The sequence below is a fragment of the Nonomuraea sp. NPDC049378 genome, from assembly GCF_055586745.1.
The window spans coordinates 164,357-186,016 of sequence record NZ_JBVJHP010000016.1; the positions used below are offsets into that span (position 1 = coordinate 164,357).

The following is a 21,660-nucleotide window of genomic DNA, read 5'->3' on the forward strand; positions in this document are numbered from 1 at the left end:
GGCATGGCGGAAACGGTGAAATCCTCACCATGCCCCTCAAATCGCTGACGGGTGCGCTGGTCACGAGGGAGTGGTTCGAGACGCTGGGGCCGCTCGCCAGGATCGCCCTGTCGGGACCACGCAGGATGTCGCTGAAGGCCACCGCGGCCGACGCCAGGGGCAACACGGTGAGTCGTGAGATCATCCGGGCGATCGTGGCTGAATAACCGTGCAGTCACGATTGAGGGCTGATGTCGCCTTTGGGCCTGTCGTCTCTTCCATACTGGTCGGCGTTCCGGCCGGGAAGGGGGAGACGGGCACCGTGCTCGAAGCGCTGGGTCTCACAGCCGGTGAGGAGGCCGTCTACCGCTTCCTGATCGACGGCCCCCGCGCCGCCACCGAGCTCGCCGAGTCCCTCGACCGCTCGCGCTCCTCGATCGAGGAGGACCTCGTCGCGCTGATCGGGCGCGGCCTGGTCTCGCGGCTCGCGGGCACCCCCGTCCGGCACGTGGCCGCGCCGCCCTCGGTCGCGCTCGGCGGCCTGCTCACCGCGCGCAGGGAGGAGCTGCGCACCGCGGAGCTGGCCCTCGTCGCGCTGGCCGAGCAGCACAGGATGGCGGCCACCGACCGTGCCGCCGGAGACCTCATCGAGGTCGTGACCGGCATGGAGCCGGTACGGCAACGTTTCCTGCAGATCCAGTGGGCGGCGGGCAGGCAGGTGCGCTCATTCTCCACGGCGCCCTTCGTGGCGGTGCCGCCCGGCGACAACACCGCCGAGGACCAGGCCGTCGACCGCGGCGTGGAATATCTCGTGGTGCTGGAGCGCGAGGTGCTGGCCACCCCCGGCGTCGCCGCGATGACCCTCGACTCCGTCCGCAGGGGCGTGCAGGTCAGGGTGGTGGACAAGCTGCCCATCAAGCTGATCATGGCGGACGGCGAGCTGGCCCTGGTCCCGCTGACCACCGAGCCGGGCGGCGAGCCCGCGGCCGTGCTGCTGCACCGCAGCGGCCTGCTGAGCGCCGTGGAGGCGCTGTTCGACGCGGTGTGGCAGCGGGCCTACCCCCTTCGCCTGGACGCCTCCGGCGCGCTCGACGAGCAGCCCGAGCCGGCGATCACCGAGCTCGACAGGAAGATCCTCGGCCTGCTGCTGTCAGGGCTGACCGACGAGTCCGTGGCCGGCCAGCTCGACCTGTCGCTGCGCACGCTCCAGCGGCGGCTGCGCGCTCTGATGGACCTCGCGGGCGTGCGCACACGCGTGCAACTCGGCTGGCACGCCGCCCGCCACGGGTGGGCCTGACCCCCTGGTTCGTGGATCCCCGGCCCAACCTGATATCCAGTGAATCGAACATCGCTACCAGGAGGCACTCATGTCCGACGTCACGTTCAAGGGCAACCCCATCACCGTAGGCGGCTCCTTCCCCGAGCCGGGCGACAGCGCGCCCGCGTTCCGCCTGGTCGGCGACGACCTGAGTGAGCGTACGCTCGCCGACTTCGGCGGGCAGACCAAGGTGCTCAACATCTTCCCGAGCCTCGACACCGGCGTCTGCGCGGCCTCGGTGCGCCGCTTCAACCAGGTGGCGGCCGAGCACCCCGGCGTGGCCGTGCTCTGCATCTCCGCCGACCTGCCGTTCGCGCAGAAGCGGTTCTGCGGTTCCGAAGGGCTCGACAAGGTGACCACGCTCTCGCTCATGCGGGGCCGCGAGTTCCTGGCCGACTACGGTGTCGCGCAGGAGTCGGGGCCGCTGGCCGGGCTGGCCGCGCGCGCGGTCGTCGTGCTCGACGGCGACAACAAGGTGGTCTACTCCGAGCTGGTGCCGGAGATCACGCAGGAGCCCGACTACGAGGGCGCGCTGGCCGCTCTCAAGTGACCCCCGAACTCCGCGGCCAGCTCCAGTAGGTGCTCGTCGCCCGTGGCGGTGTGCTGGAGGTCGATGATCACCGCGTGGACCCCGGCCTCCGCCGCGGCGGCGAGATAGTCGCAGATCTGGGCGACCGTGCCGCTCCACGGAGGCCTGCCGGTCTCCGTGATCTCGGGGTTGGCCCGCAGCACCATGCGGAGCGCGCCGGGGTCGCGCCCGGCCCGCTCCGCCGTCTCGCGCACCGTCCGCCACATCGCGGTGAGCATCGGGATCGGCAGCGAGGCCGTCAGCCAGCCGTCGGCCCTGCGGCCGATGCGGCGCAGCGCGGGTGCGGCGAAACCACCCAGATAGATCGGCGGGCGGCGGGCCGGCTTGGGCTCGATGTGGCTGGGCACGATCGTCCACGGCTCGTGCTCGAACGAGACGGGATCGTCGCGCCAGATCGCTTCCAGGGCGTCGAGCGTGGCGTCATAGCGGCTCGCCCGGTCCCGCCAGGGCACGCCGGCGGCGGCGTACTCGTCGGACGACCAGCCGAGCCCCAGGCCGACGTCCAGCCGGCCGCCGCTGAGATGGTCGATCGTGGTGAGCGAGCGGGCCAGCACCACCGGGGGATACCAGCAGGCGTTGAGCGCGCTGGTGCCCAGCCGGATGGCGGAGGTCGCCGAGGCCGCCACCGAGAGCACCGCGAACGGGTCGAGGAACACCCGGTGCGCCTCGGGGATCCGGCCGTCGCCCCCCGGGTAGCGGTCTCTGGGCCGCAGCGGCGTCAGCAGCCGGTCGCCCGCCCACAGGCCGGCGAACCCCATCGACTCGGCCTCCCGAGCCACCCGCAACACGCTGGACAGCGCGGCGAACCTGCCGTATTGCGGCACGGCCAGCCCGACGTCCATCATTCAGGTCGTCTCCAGCGCATGGCGTGGATTCTACGGGTCCGCACCGCTTTAGGCTCGTGTTGTGGAAGACGACACCGGGGTGCAGGTGAGGGTTCCGGAGACCGTGCGACGGATCGTGTCGCTGGTGCCGTCGCTGACCGAGTCGGTGGCGGCCACCATGCCCGAGGCGCTGGCAGGGGCGACCGACTGGTGCACGCATCCGGCCGACCTCGACGTGGCCAGGGTCAGGGGCACGAAGAACCCCGACCTCGACGCGATCAGAGCGCTGCGGCCCGACGTGGTGCTGGCCAACGCCGAGGAGAACCGCCCGCCCGACATCGAGGCGCTGCGCGGGGCGGGCATCCCGGTCTGGGTGACGAGGATCGAGACCCTGGACGAGGCCTTCGCGTCCCTGGGCCGGATGTTCGCGTACGCGTGCCGTACCGACCGGCCCGGCTGGCTGGACGCGGCGGAGCGGGCGTGGCGCGTGCCCGCCGGGGGCCCGCGGCGCACGGCGATCGTGCCGATCTGGCGGCGGCCGTGGATGGTGGTGGGACGCGACACGTTCACCGGCGACGTGCTGCGGCGCCTCGGCGTGGACAACCTCTACGCGGGCCACGCCGAGCGCTACCCCAGGATCCCGCTGACCGAGCTGGCCGGGCTCGGGCCCGATCTGGTGGTGCTGCCGGACGAGCCGTACGCGTTCTCCGCGACCGACGGGCCCGAGGCCTTCCCCGGGCTCTCCTGCGCCCTGGTCAGCGGCCGCCTGCTCACGTGGTACGGCCCGTCGCTCGTGCAGGCGCCCGACCTGCTCCGCCGCGCCCTGGGCTGACCGGTCAGCCCGTCGTTCGCCCCCGCCCGGCGGGCCCGTGGACGCCGAGCGCGGCGTCCACGGCGGAGGGGGAGAGCACGTGCTCCATGACGACGACCGCCATCCCGACGATCCCGGCCCGCTCGCCCAGGGACGTGGTGACGATCTCCAGGTTCGCGGTCGTGTACGGCAGGCTGCGCCGGTGGACGACCTCCCTGATCCCCGTCAGGTAGTGCTGCCCGGTGTCGGCCATGTCGCCGGCCAGCACCAGCACGCCCGGGTTGAGCAGGCTGACCGCCGTGGCCAGCACGAGGCCCAGGGTGCGCCCGGCCTCCTGGGTGCGCGCGATGGCCGCGGGATGGCCGGCCTGGACGAGGCGGACGACGTCGCGGCTCGACCCGTGGCCCAGGCCGGCGGCCACGGCGTTGCCGCTGGCCAGCGAGGCCACGCAGCCGCGCGAGCCGCAGGTGCAGACGCGGTCGTCGCTCTCGTGCAGCCGCACGTGCCCAAGATTGCCCGCGGCGTCCCCGACGCCGCGATAGATCGACCCGTCGAGTACGATGCCGGTGCCTATCCCGGTCGACACCTTGACGAGGAGCAGGGATTCCGTGTCCCGCCACGTCGACCACCACTCGCCCAGCGCCATCGCGTCGGCGTCGTTCTCGACCATGACCGGCACGTCGTAGGCCGCGGCGAAGGCCTCCCCGACCGGGTGATCGTCCCATCCCGGCATCAGGAACGACCTGATCGGCCGGCCGGTGCCGTGGTCCACCGAGCCCGGCACGTCCAGGCCGATCCCGCACACCTCGCCCGGCGCCCGTCCGGCCCTGTCGAGCAGGCGCTGGAACGCCTGCCGCACCCACGACAGCACGGCCTCGGGCCCGAGCTCGATGCGCATCGCGGTGCGCTCCTCTGCCAGCGGCCTGGCCGCCAGGTCGGTCAGCGCCACCCTCGCGTGGGCGGCGCCCAGATCGGCCACCAGCACCAGCCGCCTGGTGGCGTCCACGGCGAGCACCGAGGGCGGCCGCCCGCCCCCCGAGACGGTCACCCCCGACTCGTGGATGTAGCCGGCGTCGATGAGCCGGTCGACCCGGTCGGTGATCGTCGAGCGGGACAGGCCGGTGTGCTCGATCAGTTCTTTGCGCGTGCGGCAGGTGCCCTGGCGGATGAGCCGGAGGATCTGCCCTGCCGTCAGCATGGGCCGCGGCGCCGGGCGTTCACCTGCGCCCCTTGCGGAGGGCGCGGATTGTCCTCGCGACAGGCGATTGTGGAAAGCGTCGGTCCGGTATCCGCGAAGACACGCCTGACACGATCACATTCGGCGGCATCGAAACGATCTACTCTGATGTTATTTCGGTCATCAGAAGACCGTCGGCCCGCCACGTCGAGAGCCTCGAAGCCGTGCGCTGTCGCTGATCGAGCGATGTCGGTAAGGTCGCTTTCCGGAAGACACGTTGTCAGGGACCCCGATTTCATCAGCCACCTCCCAGGTCGGAGTCGTAGACTTACTACTGTTACGAGCGCAACTAGGGTGTGCAAACAACGACTAAATCTTTGACTTTTGTCTGATCATAAAGCGTAAGTGTGGGGAATGCGCGTCATCACCTTTGAAAAGCCAGGCCAAGTCAGCGTCAACCTTGAGCCGCCCGCCGATCTCGTGCCGGGCTCCGTGCGCGTGCGCACGATCTACTCCGGGGTTTCGGCGGGCACCGAACTCACCGCCTATCGAGGCACCAACCCTTACCTCAGCCGCAAGTGGGACACCGAGCGACGGCTCTTCGTCGACGGCCGCACTCATGCCTACCCGCTGTCCGGCTGGGGCTACCAGGAGGTCGGCGAGGTGGTGGAGGCGGCGCCCGACGTCGCCGATCCCCCTGTCGGCAGCATCGTCTGGGGCATCTGGGGCCACCGCGCCGAAGCCGTCGTCCCGGCCGGCAAGCTCGTCGGCCACGCGCTGCCGCCCGGCGCCGACCCGCTGAGCGCCGTCCTCGCCCGGGTCGGGGCCATCGCGCTCAACGCCGTGCACGCCGCCGACGTGCACCTCGGCGACCAGATCGCGATCTTCGGCCAGGGCGTCATCGGGCTGCTCGCCACCCGCCTGGCCGTGCTGAGCGGCGCCAGGGTGGTGGCCGCCGACGCCATCGCCGACCGGCTCGAACTGGCCAGGGCGTTCGGCGCGGCCGAGACGTTCGACGTCACCTCGGGGTCGGTCGCCGAGTTCATGCGCAAGCGCGTCGCGGGCGCCGACACCGCCATCGAGCTCAGCGGCACCCATCAGGGCCTGCAGGAGGCGATCAGGACCGTGCGCAAGGGCGGCCGGGTCGTGGCCGCGGGCTTCTACCAGGGCGACGGCATGGGCCTGCGCCTGGGCGAGGAGTTCCACCACAACCAGGTGCAGCTCGTCTCCTCCCAGATCGGCGGTGTCGCCTCTTGGCTGGCGCACCGGTGGGACGTCGAACGCCTGCAGCGCACGTTCATGGAGCTCGTGCACCGCGGCGAGGTCGAGGCGCGTGACCTCGTCACGCACGTCGTCCCCGCCGAGCGGGCCGCCGAGGCCTACGACCTGCTCGACAAGCACCCGTCAGAGGTGCTCCAGCTCGTCTTCGACTTTGAGGAGGCACAGTGAAGCTCGCCGTACAGGAGCAGCTTCTTCCCGGCCGCACGCTGCAGGAGAAGTACGCGTTCGCGGTCGACGCCGGGTTCGACGCCATCGAGCTGCGCGGCAAGGGCGACTTCCACTTCGCGGGCCGTCTGACCGAGCTCAAGCGGGCGCTGGCCGACGGCGTGGTCATGCCGACCGTGTGCGTGGACATGCCGCACTTCATCGGCGACTTCGACCCGGCCAAGCGCAAGGACGCCATCCAGCAGCTCAGGTCGCAGCTCACGGTGATCGGCGAGCTGGGCGGCATCGGCGTCATGACCCCCGCCTCCTGGGGCCAGTTCTCGCGCAGGCTGCCGCCCTTCGAGCCGCCGCGCAGCGCCGCCGAGGACCGCGAGGTGCTGACCGAGGCGCTCGGCATCCTCGGCGAGCACGCGCAGCGCAACGGCGTGCTGATCATGCTGGAGCCGCTCAACCGCTACGAGAACCACATGGTCAACACTCTGGCCGAGGCGGTCTCCTACTGCTCGATGGACACGATCAGGATCGTCGGCGACACGTACCACATGAACATCGAGGAGGACGACCCCTGCCGCTCGCTGGCCGAGGCCTCCCCCTACATCGCGCACATGCAGATCAGCGAGTCCAACAGGAACCAGCCCGGCACCGGCCACATCGACTGGGGCGCGCAGCTGGCCTCGCTCGACGCCGTCGGCTACGACGGCTATCTCGCGCTCGAATGCCGGCTGCGCGGCGAGCCCGAGATCGTCCTTCCCCAGACCGCGGCCTTCATCAGGAAATACCTGTGATGCGCGCGGCCGTGCGCGTCCTGGTGAGCAACTGGGACGGCAGCTACACGATCCCCTCCCGCCGCCTCTACCCGCACCAGTGGAGCTGGGACTCCGCCTTCGTCGCCATCGGCAACGCCCGCTGGTCGCCGCGCAGGGCCCGCTCGGAGCTGCTGTCGCTGTTCGGCGCGCAGTGGCGTGACGGCAGGGTGCCGCACATCGTGTTCAACCCCGCGGTGCCCGAGGGCGCCTACTTCCCCGGCCCCGAGTTCTGGGGGGCGCGCGCTCCGTCAGGCTCCGCGACCTCCGGCCTCGTCCAGCCGCCGGTCCACGCGCTGGCGGCGTGGAAGGCGCACCTGGCCGAGCCCGACGTGGCGTTCCTGCGCCGGATCTACCCCCGGCTCGTGGCGCAGCAGGAGTTCCTGCGCGCCGCCAGACGGTCGCCCGAGGGCCTGATCTCGATCGTGCATCCCTGGGAGTCGGGCATGGACAACAGCCCGGCCTGGGACCTGCCGCTCCAGGCGGTCGAGCCGGGCACCGCCGGTTTCGTCCGCAGGGACCTCGACGCCGTCAGCGCCGACGAGCGGCCCACCGACCGCGACTACGAGCGGTACGTCGCGCTGGCCCGCGCCTACCGCGACTCCGGCTACCGCGACCCCGGCGCGTTCCGGGTCGAGGATCCGCTGTTCAACGCCGCGTACGGCGTCGCCGAGTCCACCCTCGCCAAGATCGCCGAGGCGTGCGGGCTCGACCCCGCGCCCCACGAGCGCGAGGCGGCCGACGTCACCGCCGCCATGGTCGAGCACCTCTACGACGACGGCCTCTTCCACGCCCGCGACGTGCGGACGGGCTGCCTGATCCGCTCCAGCAGCGCCGCCGGGCTGACCCCGCTCCTGCTGCCCGGGCTGCCGCGCGAGATCGTCAACGCGCTGATCGGCACCGCACTCGACCGGTTCGCGCTGAAGGACGGGGTGCTGCCCAGCTATTCACCGGCCGCGCCCGAGTTCGACGCCGCCCGCTACTGGCGCGGCCCGAGCTGGATCAACCTGGCCTGGCTCGTCTGGCAGGGCCTCAAGGACCGCCGCCCCGACCTGGCGGCGCCGCTCGCCGAAGGGATGATCGGCGCGGTGTCCAGCGCCGGGTTCCGCGAATACTTCGACCCGTTCACGCTGCGCGGCCACGGCTGCAGCGACTTCAGCTGGTCAGCGGCTCTCATCCTCGACGTCGTGGCGGAGCACGGCCTGGAGGGCCTGCCTGCGGCGGGCGGCGAGGTCGGAGAGCAGCCGGGGAGCCTCGGCGAAGCCGGCGACGTCAGTGATCACGTGGTCCTCTAGCAACCTGCCGCGCTCCCTGAGCAGGAGGATCGTCTCGTGCGAGAGGCGTTCCCTGTCCCAGGCGTGCGCCAGGCCGCGCGGCACCCGGCCGATCTGGGCGCAGCGGAGCGACAGCCCGTTGTGGTGGAACTCCTCGCCGAGCCGCACCTCGTGCGCCCCCTGCGTGTAGAAGGCCAGGTCCACCAGCGTGCCCTGCGGGCGCAGCAGCCTGAGCCCCGCAGCCAGCGCCCGGGGCTGGCCGCGGCACTGGAACACCACGTCGGCGCCGCGGTCGTTCCGGCCGTGCCGCCAGCGGCGTTTCAGCACCACCGCCGGGTCGTCGCCGGCGGACAGCACGTTCGCGCCGAGCGCCTCCGCGACCGCCAGCCGCTCCGGGGTCTCGTCCACGACCACGACCTCGGCCGCGCCGGCGGACAGGGCGAAACTCGCGGTCAGCAGCCCGACCACGCCGGCGCCCACCACCGCGATCCGCCGCCCGCGCACGCCGTCGCCGAGCTCCCTGACGGCCGGGCCGTGCAGGTCGTGGGCCGCGTGCAGAAGGCCGTTGGCGCAGATCGGGCCCATGTGGGCGACGTAGATGCCGAGCAGCGGGTCCAGGTCGTCCGGCACCGGCACGAACCTGTCGGTCATCGGGTCGGCCACGTACGCGGTGCGGTGCCCGTAACACATCGCGACCAGCGTCCCCGGGGTCACCGCCCGGGTGCGCGCCTCGACCACGCGTCCGACCTGCATGTATCCGATGCCGCGCACCGGATAGGCCACCGACGGCACGCCCTCCGTGAACAGCCCGAGCGCCGGGTCCCAGCTGGAGTGCAGGTAGGGGTTGGTGCCCTTGACGTAGGTCAGCTCGGTGCCGGCGGACACGCCGCTGTACACGGTCTCCACGATGAACCCGCCCTCAGGCACGTCGGGCAGCTTCTCCTCGACCAGGCGAACCTCGCCCGGCGCCTCGATGCTGACGAGGGTGCTGCTCATGGCGTCACCTCGAGGATGTCGCTCGGTTCGAGGAACACGGGAGCGCGCTCGGCGGCCGAGCGGGCGAGGGCGAGGGCGAGGCGATGCGTGCGCAGGGCCTCGCGGTACGGCACCCGCACATCCGCCTGCCCGCCCCGGACGGCGTTGACGAACTCCCGGTCGACCCGCGTCTTCGCCTGCCCGTCGTCCTCGATGACGCGCCGGCCGTCGACGAGCAGCCGGGTCTCGCTGACCTCCAGGGCGATGCCCTCGGCGCACACCTCCAGCCCGACCCGGTGCTTGTGGGCGAGCAGGCAGGAGGTGGCCAGCAGCCCGGCCGCGCCGCCGGCGAACCGCATCACCGCCGCGGTGGCCCGGTCGACCTCGCCGTCCTCCGCCGCCCCGTCGCTCTCGGAGGGTACGGCGTGCACCATCGTCACCTCGCCCACCAGGAGGCGGGCCAGGTCGAGCACGTGCACGGCCTGCTCGACGATCTGGCCGCCGGACATGCCGGCCTTCAGCCACCAGCCGACCGGGGGGACCTTGTCCAGCCAGTGGCCGAGCGCGAGGCGTACGGGCCGGCCGGCCAGCAGGTCGCGCGCCTGCTCGACGATGTCGAGGTAACGCCAGTGGTGCCCGACGGCTGACGGCAGGGATCGTCTGTCGATTTCTGAGGAGATGTTCTCCGCGGTGCGGAGATCCAAGGAGAGCGGCTTCTCCACAAAAATTGGGATATTGCACGACAAAACATCGAATTCTGGGTTTCCGTGCGCGAAAGGCGGCACGCAGACGTAGACGGCGTCGAGACCGCCGGCGGCGAGCAGGGCCGCATGGCCGCCATACGCGGGGGCGCCGTGCCGCGCGGCCAAGGCCTCGGCCCGGTCGAGATCGGTGTCGGCGATTCCGGCGATCGTCACGTCGGGGAATCCGGACAGCACGTCTGCGTGGCGAGCGGCGACATTTCCTGCGCCTATGAAGCCGATGCGAGTCATGAGGGACACAATCCCGCATATGCCACATCAGGCAGCCATCAAACAAACATGTTCATAAGCGCTTGTGTCGGGCAGATGCCGTGACCTCATGAGATCGGGGCTGACGGCATGGAGACAGATTTGCGCGCCTTGTCCAAGGTCCAGAAATGGTACGGTCCGCACTCGAGCACCGCGGCCGAGTGGCCGGTCGACGCCTTAATCCCGGCCAAGGGAAACACGACGGTGAGCGTCGTCCTGCCCGCTCGCAACGAGGAGAGCACCGTCGGGGACATCGTCACCGCGATCCGCCGCGACCTGGTCGAGCGGGCGCCGCTCGTCGACGAGATCCTCGTCGTCGACTCCCGATCCACCGACGCGACCGCCGAGCGCGCGCGCCGGGCGGGCGCCCGGGTGGTGGCGCAGGACGAGGTGCTGGCCCACCTGCCGCCGCTGACCGGCAAGGGGGAGGCACTGTGGAAGGGGCTGGCCGCCTCCCGCGGCGACCTCGTCGTGTTCGTGGACGCCGACCTGCGCAGTTTCGGCGCGCACTACGTGACGGGCCTGCTCGGGCCGCTGCTGGCCGACCGCGGCATCCAGTTCGTCAAGGCGGCCTACGAGCGGCCGTACACGGGGGAGGACGGGGTCGTGCGGCGTGGCGCCGGCGGCCGCGTGACCGAGCTGGTGGCCAGACCGCTGCTCAACATGTTCTGGCCGGAACTCGCCGGATTCGCCCAGCCGCTCGGCGGCGAGTACGCCGCGCGGCGCCAGGTGCTCGAACGGGTGCCCTTCGTCACCGAGTACGGCGTGGAGTTCGGGCTCCTCGTCGATCTGCTCCAGCTCGTCGGGCTCGACGCGATGGCCCAGGTGGACCTGGGGCACCGTACGCACACCCACCAGCCGATCGACGCGCTCGGCCGCATGGCCGGGCAGATCCTGCAGACCGCCTGGTCCCGCCTGGAACGGCAGGACCGCGTGCTCGCGCCGGAGCCTCCGGCGCGCACGCTGTTGCAGTTCGGGCTCGAAGGGCGGGCCGATCTGGTGGACGTGGCCGTGGCGGAGCGACCTCCGCTCGCCTCCCTTGTCCTGGAGGAAGATGTGGCATGAAAGTCCTCATGAACGCGGGGCCGTGGCTCTCCATCCCGCCCCCTGGATACGGAGGCATCGAGAACGTCGTCGCCACGCTGGTGCCGGCGCTGCGCGAGCGCGGCGTCAGCGTCGTCCTGGCCGCCGCGGGATCGAGCACGCTCGAGGTGGACGAGCTGGTCCGCGTCTACGACGAGGGCCGGTTCCCGGAGTTGCAGAAGCCGTACAACCAGGTCGTGGGCATCGCCCACGCGCACCAGGCCAGGGTGGTGGCCGAGCTGCGCGCCCGCGACGACATCGACCTCGTCCACGACCACCTGGAGGTGGTGGGGCCCGCGGTGCTGTCCGCGTTCGGCGGGCCGCCCGTCCTGCACACCCTCCACTGGGACCTGCGCAAACATCCGGCCTTCTACGGCTCGTTCCCGCCGTCGATCGCGGTCAACGGCGTGTCCGAGTCGCAGCTCGCCCGCGCCCCCGAGGCCCTGCGCGCGGCCTCGCTCGGCGCGATCCACCTGGCAACGCCGCTCGCCGACGGCGACGTGCGGGCCGAACGCGGCGAGCACCTGATCGTCATGGGCCGCATCTGCGGGCTCAAGGGCCAGCACGTGGCGGCCAGAATCTGCCAGAAGCTCGGGCTGCCGCTGGTGCTGGCCGGCCCGGTGTGCGGCCGTGACTCCGCGGCCGAGCTGGACGTGGTGGCCCAGAACCCGGACCACCCGCTGCACCACCACCCGGACGTGCGCTACCACCTCGACCAGGTGTCCCGCTATCTCGACGAGGAGCTGGTCCGGTGGGTCGGGGCGGTGGGCGGCCAGGCCAGGGACCACCTGTACGCCTCCGCCAGGGCCGCCCTCTTCCCCCTCCAGTGGGACGAACCCGGCGGCACGGCCGTCGTCGAGGCGCTGGCGCTCGGGGTGCCGCCGGTGGGCCTGCGCCGCGGCTGCCTGCCGGAGATCATCGACCACGGCCGTACGGGCTTCCTGGCCGACACCGAGGAGGAACTGGCCGAGTGGGTCCTGCGGGTGGACGAGCTGGACCCGGAGGAGTGCCGCCGCGAGGCCGCCCGCCGCTTCTCTCCGTCCGTCATGGCCGAGCGCTACCTGGAGCTGTACGAGCAGGTCACGCGCCCCTAGGAGAAACCGCGGGGGAGCACGGTGACGGGGCAGGGGGCGGCCCGCAGCACCTTCATGGCCAGCTCGCCGAGGAACACCCGGTGCGGCTGCGCGTCCTCGCCGGCCGCGCAGACCAGCAGCTCGCCGGGCAGCCAGGCGACGCCTTCCATCGCGGCGGCCACGTCGTGGCCCTCGGCGACCTCCGACTCGGCCTCGATGCCCGTGGTCTCCCAGGCCAGCCGGACGGCCAGCGCGAGGTCGTCCCTGAGCTTGCCCTGGTCGTCCGTCCGCAGGTCGAGGGTGATCAGGCGGAGCGGCACCCCGAGCCGCAGCGCCGCCTGGGCCACCCGCTCGACGGCCTCGTCACACTGCGGCCGGTGCACGTAGGCCAGCGTGAGCCGGGCTAGCTCGCCGGCGGGCTCGTGCCCGGCGGGCGCCAGCATGACCGCCTCGGGCGACAGGTGGAGCAGGTGGTTGGAGGTCGCGCCGATCGTGATGCGGCCCTGCCGGCCGCCCGACCCCGAGCCGACCACGATCAGGTCACTTCGGATCCTGCTGGCCACCACCGACAGCCCGCGCCCCGTGCCCCGGCTCTCGAACGTGATGTACTCGGCCTGCGCCTCGCCCAGCTCGTCCGCCGCGTGCGCCAGGTTGGCCTGCGCCTCCACCGCCAGCCCGGGGCTGGCCGGCGGGTAGATCGTGGCGACCGTGAGCTCGCCGCCGGTGAGGTGGGTGATCGCGGCGCCGAGCGCGAGCGCGTCGCGCCCGCCCGCGTCGTTCGTGTATCCGACGATCACGTGCTCACCGATCACGACTGCCTCCCTACCCGCTCCCACCAGGGAGTACGCGGCACTCCCCACACCATGATCCGCCGGCTGCCCGTCCGGACGAAGAATCTCGGTCTTTCGACCGAGGCTTTTCCGGATTTTCCACCTCATGATGGAGGCATCTGATGATCTCTGTTCGTAAGGTCGTGTCCATCGCTCATTCACCGATTGGACGCCTGTGTACGACGAGATTGTCGACTTCGCCATGGCCACGCCCGCGTGGCTGCACGTGCTCGCCGAGGTGGGCACGGACGCCGGGTTATTCGTGTTCGTGGCGCTGTTCGGGGTGGCGGCCTGGCGCGCGTGGCGAGGGCCCGCACGTGACCTGGCGCTCGTGATCGCCGGCCCGGCCGGGGTGGTGCTGGCGTACATCGTCAGCGAGATGGTCAAGCTCATCGTGCGGGAGGACCGGCCGTGCAGGGGCGGGGTCGCGACGATCGCCGCCTGCCCGCCCCTGGACGACTGGTCGTTCCCCAGCAACCACTCCGCGATCGCGGCGGGCGCGGCGGCCACGCTCGTGCTGGTCTGGCGCGCGCTGGCCTGGGTGGTGTTCCCGCTGGCGGCCGTCATGGCGTTCTCGCGGGTGTTCGTCGGCGTGCACTATCCGCACGACGTCGCCGCGGGCTTCGTGCTCGGGATGGTGCTCGCGCCGTTGTTCGCGCTGCTGGCGGTGGGCGCCGTCACCCCCGCGGTCAGGCTCGCGCGAAGCCGTCTGTCGCCGCGATGAGCCGGTCCAGGATGCCCGGCTCGGAGTAGGCGTGCCCCGCGTCGGGCACCACGTGGAACTCGGCCTCGGGCCAGGCCTTGTGCAGGTCCCAGGCGGTGGCCATGGGCGTGCAGGCGTCGTAGCGGCCCTGCACGATCACCGCCGGGATGTGCCGGATCTTGCCGACGTCCCTGATGAGCTGCTCGGGCTCGAACCAGCCGCCGTGGTGGAAGTAGTGGTTCTCGATCCTGGCGAAGGCGACGGCCATCTCCTCCTCGCCGAACTCCGCCACCCGCTCGGGATCCGGCAGCAGCGAGACCGTGGCCCCCTCCCACTGCGCCCACGCCCTGGCCGCCGCCAGCCGCACCTGCGCGTCGTCGCCCTCCAGCCGGGCCCGGAACGCCGCGATCAGGTCACCGCGTTCCTCGGCGGGGATCGGCGCGACGTAGCGCTCCCACAGGTCGGGGAACAGCTGGCCGGCGCCCTCCTGGTAGAACCACCTCAGCTCCTGGGGGCGCAGGGTGAAGATCCCGCGCAGCACCAGCCCGGTCGTCCGCTCAGGATGCGTCTGGGCGTACGCCAGCGCCAGCGCGCTGCCCCACGAGCCGCCGAACACCTGCCAGGCGTCGATGCCCAGGTGCTCGCGCAGCCGCTCCATGTCGGCCACCAGGTGCCACGTCGTGTTGGCGGCGAGGCCGGTGGCGGGGTCGGAGGCGTGCGGCCGGCTGCGGCCGCAGTTGCGCTGGTCGAACAGGACGATCCGGTACAGCTCGGGATTCCACTGCCGCCGGTGCTTCGCACTGCACCCGCCGCCGGGGCCACCGTGCAGCATGACGGCGGGTCTGCCCTCCGGGTTGCCGCAGACCTCCCAGTAGATCTGGTTGCCGTCGCCGACGTCGAGCAGACCGGAGTCGTACGGTTCGATGGGCGGGTACAGAGTTCTCATGCCACCCGATCCTGCCATTTCACGCCCAGGTGTGGCGGGTCAGGAACGACCGGTCGCCGGTGGCGTACTCGTGGAACGCCTGCCGCACCTGCGCCAGGTCCGGCACCGTCGTGCTGACGAGCGTGCCCTCTTTGTACTCCAGCTCGTAGCCGGGGGAGACCTGCAGGAAGTGCCGGCCGAAGTTCACCAGGGCGGCGAACGGGTTCTGCGGGGAGAGCGTGCCCAGCACGTCGTGCACCAACGCCAGGTCGGGGTCGTGGACGACCAGGCCGTCGCCCGAGTGCAGCTGCATGCCCTCGTAGACGCCCAGCGGCGCCACGTTGTGCACGAGGTCGCGCTGGGGGTCGTAGCAGACCAGCCCGTGCGCCCGCGCGACCGTGAACACCTTGGCGGACAGCTCGTCCATCGTGTCGAGGTCCATCGTCACCAGCACGTGCCCCGGATAGGGCGTGACCCGCCCCGGCAGCTCGTCGGCCACGGCCGGCACGTCACCGCCGCCGGGCTCGCTCCGCTTGACCGCCAGGTAGGTGGCGCGCGCCTGGTCCCTGCTGATCGGCTCAGGCTCGTCCCAGACCATCAACTCAACGCTCATCCGTCCATCTTGTCGGACCGCCGCCGCGCCCGCGCATCGGGTGGGCGGGGCGCGGCGCACCCTTTTGACCTGGGTGAACGTTCAGCGGAGTAATGAAGAGGCGTTGGGGGGAAGGTACAAGGTCATCACTGGGGTCCGGGCTTGTCCGGGGGAGCAGGGGAACAGAACATGGGGAGAGACCGCAAGGGAGCCTCGATGATCGAGATCTGGCCGGGAGACCCCTATCCACTCGGGGCGACCTATGACGGCGCGGGCACCAACTTCTCGCTCTACACCGAGGTCGCCGACAAGGTCGAACTGTGCCTGTTCGACGAGGACAACACCGAGTCCAGGGTGCCGCTCACCGAGGTGGACGGGTTCATCTGGCACGGCTACCTGCCGGGGATCGGCCCGGGTCAACGCTACGGCTACCGCGTCCACGGCCCTCACGATCCGGCGCACGGGCTGCGGTGCAACCCGGCCAAGCTGCTGCTCGACCCGTACGCGATGGCCATCGAGGGCGGGGTGCGCTGGCACGAGGCGGTGTACGGCTACCGCTTCGGCCAGCCGGACACCAGGAACGACCTCGACTCGGCCCCCTACGTGCCACGGTCCATCGTGATCAACCCGTTCTTCGGGTGGGGGCACGACCGGCCGCCCGCGAGGCCGTACCACGACACCGTGATCTACGAGGCTCATGTGCGGGGGCTGACGATCTGCCACCCGAAGATCCCCAGGCATCTGCGCGGTACGTACGCGGCCCTGCACCACCCGGAGATCCTCGACCATCTGACGAAGCTGGGCGTGACGGCCCTTGAGCTGATGCCGGTGCACCAGTTCGTCACCGACCACATCCTTGAGCAGCGGGGCCTGTCCAACTACTGGGGTTACAACTCGATCGGGTTCTTCGCGCCGCACAACCGCTACTCCAGCCAGGGGCAGCGCGGCGGGCAGGTGCTGGAGTTCAAGGCGATGGTGCGGGGCCTGCACGAGGCGGGCATCGAGGTCATCCTGGACGTCGTCTACAACCACACCGCCGAGGGCAACCACCTCGGGCCGACGCTGGGGTTCAGGGGCATCGACAACCCCGACTACTACCGGCTGGTCGAGAACGACAAGCGCTACTACGTCGACACCACCGGCACGGGCAACAGCCTGCTCATGCGCTCGCCGCACGTCCTTCAAATGATCATGGATTCGCTGCGCTACTGGGTCATCGAGATGCACGTCGACGGGTTCCGCTTCGACCTGGCCTCGACGCTGGCTCGGGAGCTGCACGAGGTCGACCGGCTGAGCTCGTTCTTCGACCTGGTGCAGCAGGACCCGGTGCTGTCGCAGGTCAAGCTGATCGCCGAGCCGTGGGACGTGGGTCCAGGCGGCTATCAGGTGGGCAACTTCCCGTCGCGGTGGACGGAGTGGAACGGGCGCTACCGCGACACGATCCGCGACCTGTGGCGCGGGCAGCCGGCCACGATGCCGGAGTTCGCCTCCCGCTTCACCGGGTCGAGCGACCTCTACCAGGCCGACAGCCGCCGCCCCGCGGCCTCGATCAACTTCGTCACCTGCCACGACGGCTTCACCCTGCAGGACCTCGTCTCGTACGACGGCAAGCACAACGAGGCCAACAAGGAGGGCAACCGCGACGGCACCGACGACAACCGCTCGTGGAACTGCGGCGCGGAGGGGCCGGCGGACGACGCCGTCGAGACGCTGCGCGAGCAGCAGAAGCGGAACTTCCTCACCACGCTCTTCCTCTCCCAGGGCGTGCCGATGCTCTCGCACGGCGACGAGCTGGGCCGCACGCAGCAGGGCAACAACAACGGCTACTGCCAGGACAACGCGCTGACCTGGGTCGACTGGTCGGACATCAGGGAGAACTGGCTGATGCTGGAGTTCACCCAGAGCCTGGCCGAGCTGCGCAAGAGACATCCCGTCTTCCGGCGCAGGAGGTTCTTCTACGGCAAGCCGGTACGCGGGCTGAGTGACATCGCCTGGCTCACCCCCTCGGGGGAGGAGATGACCGACAGCGACTGGAACGTGGGGTACGCGAAGTCGCTGGCGGTCTTCCTCAACGGCGAGGCCATCACCGAGCCCGACCGGCGCGGCCGTCCGATCAGGGACGACTCGTTCCTGCTGCTGTTCAACGCGCACCACGACACGATCCAGTTCACGATCCCCAAGGACTACGGCGAGATGTGGCACACAGAGATCGACACGGCCATGCCCATCGACGTGGGCGCGCGGATGTGCCGGGCGGGCGAGGCGGTCGCGGTGCCGGGCCGCAGCGTGCAGGTGCTGCGCCGTGTCTAGGCCCACGTCGACCTACCGGTTGCAGCTGACGCCCGACTTCGGGTTCGCCCAGGTGGCGGAGATCGCCGGCTACCTGCGCGACCTCGGCGTGAGCCACGTCTACCTGTCGCCGATCCTGCAGTCGACCCCGCAGTCGCGCCACGGCTACGACGTCACCGACCATTCCAGGATCAGGGACGAGTTCGGCGGGGCGAGCGGGTTCAGGGAGATGGCCCAGCACCTGGCCGCGCACGACCTGGGCGTGGTCGTGGACATCGTGCCCAACCACATGAACACGGTGAACGCGCGGTTCTGGTCGGTGCTGAAGGACGGACCCGCCTCGCCGTACGCGCGGTGGTTCGACATCGACTGGGTCGACGGGACGGTGGCGCTGCCCGTCCTGGGGGACGACGTCGAGCCCGTCGTGGACGGCGACGTGCTGCGCTACCACGAGCACGCCTTCCCCCACCCCGGCCACTACCGGCTGGCCGGCTGGCGCGAGGGCCCCGGCTACCGGCGCTTCTTCGACGTGTCGTCATTAATAGGGCTGCGGGTCGAGGACCCGGCGGTGTTGTTCGCCACGCACGAGGTGATCTTCTGGCTGCTCGACGAGGGGCTGGTTGACGGCCTGCGGGTCGATCACCCCGACGGGCTCGCCGACCCGCGCGGCTATCTCGAACGGCTGCGCAGGCGCGCGGGCAGCGCGTGGACGGTCGTGGAGAAGATCCTCATCGGTCCCGAGCAGCTGCCGGACGACTGGGCCTGCGACGGCACCACCGGCTACGACGTGCTCAACCGCGTCAACGGCCTGTTCGTCGACCCGGCGGGCAAGGAGCCGCTCGTCCGGCTCTTCAGCGAGCGGACCGGGCAGCCGGCGGACTACCGCCCGGTGATGGCGCGGGCCAAGCGCGAGGTGCTCGACCTGTTCTTCGGCTCCGAGGTGGACCGGCTGGCCAGGGCCGCCTCCTGCGACCCCGCCGCCGTGCGCGAGCTGCTCGCCGCGATGCCGGTCTACCGCGCGTACATCGTGCCGGGGGAGGAGCCCCCGCCCGAGTCCGTCGAGATCGTCGAGCTGGCCGCCGAGGCGTGCTCTCCTGCCGTGCGCCCCCTCGTCCGCGAGGTCCTGTACGGCTCCGCCGAGGCGATCATCCGCTTCCAGCAGGCGTGCGGCCCGGTCATGGCCAAGGGCGTCGAGGACACGGCGCTCTACCGGTGGTACCCGCTGGCCTGCCTCAACGAGGTGGGCGGCGAGCCCGACGTGTTCGGCGTCCCGGTGGAGGACTTCCACGAGTTCTGCGCGGGGCTGCGGCCGTACACGATGACCACCCTGTCCACGCACGACACGAAACGGTCGGAGGATGTGCGGGCCCGGCTGTCGGTGGTGTCGGAACTGCCGGACGAGTGGGCCGAGGCCGTGTCGGAGTGGTCGTCGGCGCTGAGCTTCGACCCGTGCCTCGACTACCTGGCCTGGCAGAACCTGATGGCGGCGTGGCCGATCTCGGCCGAGCGGTTCTCGGACTACCTGCTGAAGGCCGCTCGCGAGGCGAAAACCGCTATTTCCTGGAAAAATCCGGATCCGTCTTATGAGCGAAAGTTGCGGGACTTCGCCGAGGCGGCCGTGCGGCTGCCGGTGGGGGAGTTCACCGCGCGCATCGAGCCGTACGCGATGTCCAACTCCCTCGGGGCCAAGCTCGTCCAGCTCATGATGCCCGGCGTGCCTGACGTCTACCAGGGCAACGAGATCACCGACTTCTCGCTGGTCGACCCGGACAACCGGCGTCCGGTGTCCTTCCCGCCCAAGCCCGTGACCGCATGGGACACGGCCAAACAGCTGGTGACCACCCAGGCGCTGCGGCTGCGCCGGCGGCTCGGCGGCGCGGGGGCGTACCTGCCGCTGCCGGCGGAAGGGCAGGCGGCGGAGCACGTGATCGCCTTCGCCAGGGGCGGCGAGGGCTCCGGCGAGCGGCCGGGCGCGGTCGCCGTCGCCACCAGGCTCCCCGTACGCCTGGCCGCGACGGGCTGGGGCGCCACGACGCTGACGCTGCCCGCGGGGGCCTGGCGCGACCTGCTCACCGGCGTCCGGCACACCGGGCGCGTCCCGCTCGCACACCTGCTCGGTCAGTATCCGGTCGCACTCCTGGAGAGACATGATCTTTGAGGTCTGGGCGCCCAAGGCCACGGCAGTCGAGGTGGACGTCATGGACGGGCGCCGGGCGATGACCCCCGGTGAGGGAGGATGGTGGTCGGCCGACGTGGCCGAGGCGGGCCACGGCACGACGTACGCCTTCCTGGTGGACAGCGGCGGGCCCTACCCCGACCCGCGCTCCCGCCGCCAGCCCGAGGGCGTCTTCGGGCCGAGCGCCGTCTACGACCACGACCGCTTCCTCTGGTCCGACCACGACTGGAAGGGCCGCGACCTGCGCGGGGCGGTGATCTACGAGCTGCACGTCGGCACGTTCACGCCTGAGGGCACGTTCGCGGCGGCCGTGGAGAAGCTGGAACACCTGGTCGAGCTCGGCGTCGACTTCGTGGAGATCATGCCGGTCGCTCCCGTGCCGGGCGGGCGCAACTGGGGCTACGACGGAGTCGACCTGTACGCGGTCAACGAGACGTACGGAGGGCCCGACGGGCTCAAGACGTTCGTGGACGCGTGCCACCGGGCGGGGATCGCGGTCATCCTCGACGTCGTCTACAACCACCTCGGGCCGTCGGGGAACTTCCTGCGGCCCTTCGGCCCGTACTTTGCCGGATTTGAGGGGAGCTACTGGGGCGAAGCGGTCAACCTGGACGGGCCCGGCTCCGACGAGGTGCGGCGCTACCTCATCGGCAACGCGGTGCAGTGGCTGCGCGACTTCCACATCGACGGGCTGCGCCTGGACGCCGTGCACGCGCTGCACGACAAGCGCGCCGAACACCTGCTGGCCGAGCTGTCGGAGGAGGTGGACGCGCTGGCGTGCTTCGTCGGCAGGCCGCTGACGCTGATCGCCGAGTCCGACCTCAACGACCCCCGCATGGTGCGCCCACCGGAGGCCGGCGGGCTCGGCATGACGGCGCAGTGGGACGACGACGTCCACCACGCCCTGCACTGCGCGGTGAGCGGCGAGTCCCACGGCTACTACCAGGACTTCGCGCGGCTGCCCGCGCTGGCCAAGGCGCTGACGTCGGGGGTGGTGCACGACGGGTCCCATTCCAGCTTCCGCGGGCGCTCCCACGGGCGCTCCTACGCGGGCGTCCCCGGACACCGGCTGGTCGCCTGCCTGCAGAACCACGACCAGATCGGCAACCGGCCGCAGGGAGACCGGCTGCCGATGCCCGCGCTCAAGCTGGGCGCCGGGCTGCTGCTGACCTCGCCGTTCACCCCGATGTTGTTCATGGGCGAGGAGTGGGGGGCGCGCTCGCCGTTCCTGTTCTTCTCCGACCACGTCGAGCCCCGGCTGCGCGAAACCGAGGCGGCGCGGCGCGAGCGGGAGTTCGAGGGGTTCGGGTACGCGTGGAACGCGCCGGACCCCTCCGAGGAGGAGACGTTCCTGCGCTGCAAACTCGACTGGGGCGAGGTCAAGGAGGAGGCGCACTGGTCGCTGCTGTGCTGGTACCGCGACCTGATCGCGCTGCGCAGGGCCCTGCCCGAGCTGTCGGACCCCCGGCTCGACCGGGTGCGCGTGCAGACGGACCCGCACGGCACCTGGCTGATCATGTGGCGGGGCTCGCTGGCCGTGCTGGTGAACTTCGCCACGGACTCGGTGACGCTGCCCCTGACGCCGGGAACGATCGTCCTGGCCTCGGACGAGCCGGTGGCGGCCGATGAAGAGGGGGTGCGCCTGCCGGGCCAGTCACTGCTGATCTGCCGCCCGCCCGCACCCCCGGAGGCATGAAGGTGCCTGACCCCGGATCTCAGCTCGGGCTTCGACGGCGGAGAAAAACGACACGGTCACACGTTGACGTGGCATGGGCGATTCGGG

General features: G+C 71.2%; 19 protein-coding genes and 1 pseudogene. 13 read left to right on the top strand and 7 right to left on the bottom strand.

Annotated elements, in window-relative coordinates; all coding sequences use genetic code 11:
• The first annotated feature begins 29 nt into the window (after positions 1–29).
• The 3 genes from ACZ6SA_RS32285 (at position 30) to tpx (ending at position 1,847) form a co-directional block, all read left to right on the top strand.
• The gene (locus tag ACZ6SA_RS32285; protein WP_347643737.1) at positions 30–206 is read left to right on the top strand and encodes a hypothetical protein; all 177 of its coding nucleotides are present in this window, start codon (positions 30–32) and stop codon (positions 204–206) included.
• Positions 207–301: 95 nt separating this feature from the next.
• Positions 302–1,276 (top strand): helix-turn-helix domain-containing protein, encoded by a 975-nt coding sequence (locus ACZ6SA_RS32290; RefSeq protein ID WP_465832457.1) that lies wholly within the window; start codon positions 302–304, stop codon positions 1,274–1,276.
• A 70-nt stretch (positions 1,277–1,346) separates the two neighbouring features.
• Positions 1,347–1,847 carry a thiol peroxidase gene (gene tpx, locus ACZ6SA_RS32295; RefSeq protein ID WP_347643739.1) on the top strand — a complete coding sequence of 167 codons (501 nt, stop codon included), beginning with the start codon at positions 1,347–1,349 and terminating at the stop codon, positions 1,845–1,847.
• On the opposite strand, the gene ACZ6SA_RS32300 is transcribed toward tpx, so the two are convergent.
• On the bottom strand, positions 1,817–2,731 hold the full coding sequence (locus ACZ6SA_RS32300) for a TIGR03619 family F420-dependent LLM class oxidoreductase (RefSeq protein ID WP_465832459.1): 915 nt from the start codon (positions 2,729–2,731) through the stop codon (positions 1,817–1,819). The two genes, tpx and ACZ6SA_RS32300, sit on opposite strands and share 31 nt — an antisense overlap.
• Positions 2,732–2,792: 61 nt before the next feature.
• Between ACZ6SA_RS32300 and ACZ6SA_RS32305 the strand changes: the two genes are divergently transcribed.
• A complete protein-coding gene (locus ACZ6SA_RS32305) occupies positions 2,793–3,542 on the top strand; it encodes a helical backbone metal receptor (RefSeq protein ID WP_347643741.1) in 750 nt (249 codons plus the stop codon).
• A 4-nt stretch (positions 3,543–3,546) separates the two neighbouring features.
• Here the strand turns inward: ACZ6SA_RS32305 and ACZ6SA_RS32310 are convergent, their stop codons facing one another.
• Positions 3,547–4,719 (bottom strand): ROK family transcriptional regulator, encoded by a 1,173-nt coding sequence (locus ACZ6SA_RS32310; protein WP_465832462.1) that lies wholly within the window; start codon positions 4,717–4,719, stop codon positions 3,547–3,549.
• Between the two features lie 471 nt (positions 4,720–5,190).
• On the opposite strand from ACZ6SA_RS32310, the gene ACZ6SA_RS32315 reads away from it, so the two are divergent.
• From ACZ6SA_RS32315 to ACZ6SA_RS32325, 3 genes and pseudogenes are all read left to right on the top strand, one after another.
• Positions 5,191–6,147, top strand: coding sequence for a zinc-dependent alcohol dehydrogenase (locus tag ACZ6SA_RS32315; RefSeq protein ID WP_465832464.1), 957 nt, complete (start codon positions 5,191–5,193; stop codon positions 6,145–6,147).
• Entirely contained in the window at positions 6,144–6,929 is a 786-nt protein-coding gene (locus ACZ6SA_RS32320) for a sugar phosphate isomerase/epimerase family protein (RefSeq protein WP_347643744.1), read from the top strand. The genes ACZ6SA_RS32315 and ACZ6SA_RS32320 overlap by 4 nt, the downstream gene beginning before the upstream one ends.
• Positions 6,929–8,101 (top strand): annotated as a pseudogene (locus ACZ6SA_RS32325) (MGH1-like glycoside hydrolase domain-containing protein); the annotation flags it as partial. The gene ACZ6SA_RS32320 and the pseudogene ACZ6SA_RS32325, both read left to right, overlap by 1 nt.
• 9 nt (positions 8,102–8,110) lie before the next feature.
• Here the strand turns inward: ACZ6SA_RS32325 and ACZ6SA_RS32330 are convergent.
• Together ACZ6SA_RS32330 and ACZ6SA_RS32335 are read right to left on the bottom strand one after the other, a co-directional pair.
• A complete protein-coding gene (locus ACZ6SA_RS32330; RefSeq protein ID WP_465832466.1) occupies positions 8,111–9,217 on the bottom strand; it encodes a zinc-dependent alcohol dehydrogenase in 1,107 nt (368 codons plus the stop codon).
• Positions 9,214–10,188, bottom strand: coding sequence for a Gfo/Idh/MocA family protein (locus ACZ6SA_RS32335; RefSeq protein ID WP_465832468.1), 975 nt, complete (start codon positions 10,186–10,188; stop codon positions 9,214–9,216). Before ACZ6SA_RS32335 ends, ACZ6SA_RS32330 begins: the two co-directional genes overlap by 4 nt.
• Positions 10,189–10,296: 108 nt before the next feature.
• Here ACZ6SA_RS32335 and ACZ6SA_RS32340 point away from each other — a divergent pair, with 108 nt between their 5' ends.
• Together ACZ6SA_RS32340 and ACZ6SA_RS32345 are read left to right on the top strand one after the other, a co-directional pair.
• Entirely contained in the window at positions 10,297–11,271 is a 975-nt protein-coding gene (locus tag ACZ6SA_RS32340; RefSeq protein WP_347643747.1) for a glucosyl-3-phosphoglycerate synthase, read from the top strand.
• On the top strand, positions 11,268–12,383 hold the full coding sequence (locus ACZ6SA_RS32345; protein ID WP_347643748.1) for a glycosyltransferase: 1,116 nt from the start codon (positions 11,268–11,270) through the stop codon (positions 12,381–12,383). The genes ACZ6SA_RS32340 and ACZ6SA_RS32345 overlap by 4 nt, the downstream gene beginning before the upstream one ends.
• Here the strand turns inward: ACZ6SA_RS32345 and ACZ6SA_RS32350 are convergent.
• Positions 12,380–13,174 carry a universal stress protein gene (locus ACZ6SA_RS32350; protein ID WP_347643749.1) on the bottom strand — a complete coding sequence of 265 codons (795 nt, stop codon included), beginning with the start codon at positions 13,172–13,174 and terminating at the stop codon, positions 12,380–12,382. The genes ACZ6SA_RS32345 and ACZ6SA_RS32350 overlap by 4 nt on opposite strands.
• A gap of 193 nt (positions 13,175–13,367) precedes the next feature.
• Here ACZ6SA_RS32350 and ACZ6SA_RS32355 point away from each other — a divergent pair, with 193 nt between their 5' ends.
• On the top strand, positions 13,368–13,916 hold the full coding sequence (locus ACZ6SA_RS32355) for a phosphatase PAP2 family protein (protein WP_347643750.1): 549 nt from the start codon (positions 13,368–13,370) through the stop codon (positions 13,914–13,916).
• Here ACZ6SA_RS32355 and pip read toward each other — a convergent pair.
• Positions 13,882–14,841 (bottom strand): prolyl aminopeptidase, encoded by a 960-nt coding sequence (gene pip / locus ACZ6SA_RS32360; protein ID WP_465832472.1) that lies wholly within the window; start codon positions 14,839–14,841, stop codon positions 13,882–13,884. The genes ACZ6SA_RS32355 and pip overlap by 35 nt on opposite strands.
• 19 nt (positions 14,842–14,860) lie before the next feature.
• A complete protein-coding gene (locus tag ACZ6SA_RS32365; RefSeq protein ID WP_443153776.1) occupies positions 14,861–15,433 on the bottom strand; it encodes a hypothetical protein in 573 nt (190 codons plus the stop codon).
• 195 nt (positions 15,434–15,628) lie between these two features.
• Here ACZ6SA_RS32365 and glgX point away from each other — a divergent pair, with 195 nt between their 5' ends.
• Genes glgX through treZ form a run of 3 tightly spaced genes read left to right on the top strand, consistent with a single transcriptional unit; the run spans position 15,629 to position 21,573 of the window.
• Positions 15,629–17,722: a glycogen debranching protein GlgX gene (gene glgX, locus ACZ6SA_RS32370; protein WP_347643753.1), complete on the top strand. Its 2,094-nt coding sequence runs from the start codon at positions 15,629–15,631 to the stop codon at positions 17,720–17,722.
• Entirely contained in the window at positions 17,715–19,859 is a 2,145-nt protein-coding gene (gene treY, locus ACZ6SA_RS32375) for a malto-oligosyltrehalose synthase (protein WP_465832474.1), read from the top strand. The genes glgX and treY overlap by 8 nt, the downstream gene beginning before the upstream one ends.
• Positions 19,849–21,573: a malto-oligosyltrehalose trehalohydrolase gene (gene treZ / locus ACZ6SA_RS32380; RefSeq protein ID WP_465832476.1), complete on the top strand. Its 1,725-nt coding sequence runs from the start codon at positions 19,849–19,851 to the stop codon at positions 21,571–21,573. Before treY ends, treZ begins: the two co-directional genes overlap by 11 nt.
• The last annotated feature ends 87 nt before the right edge of the window (positions 21,574–21,660 follow it).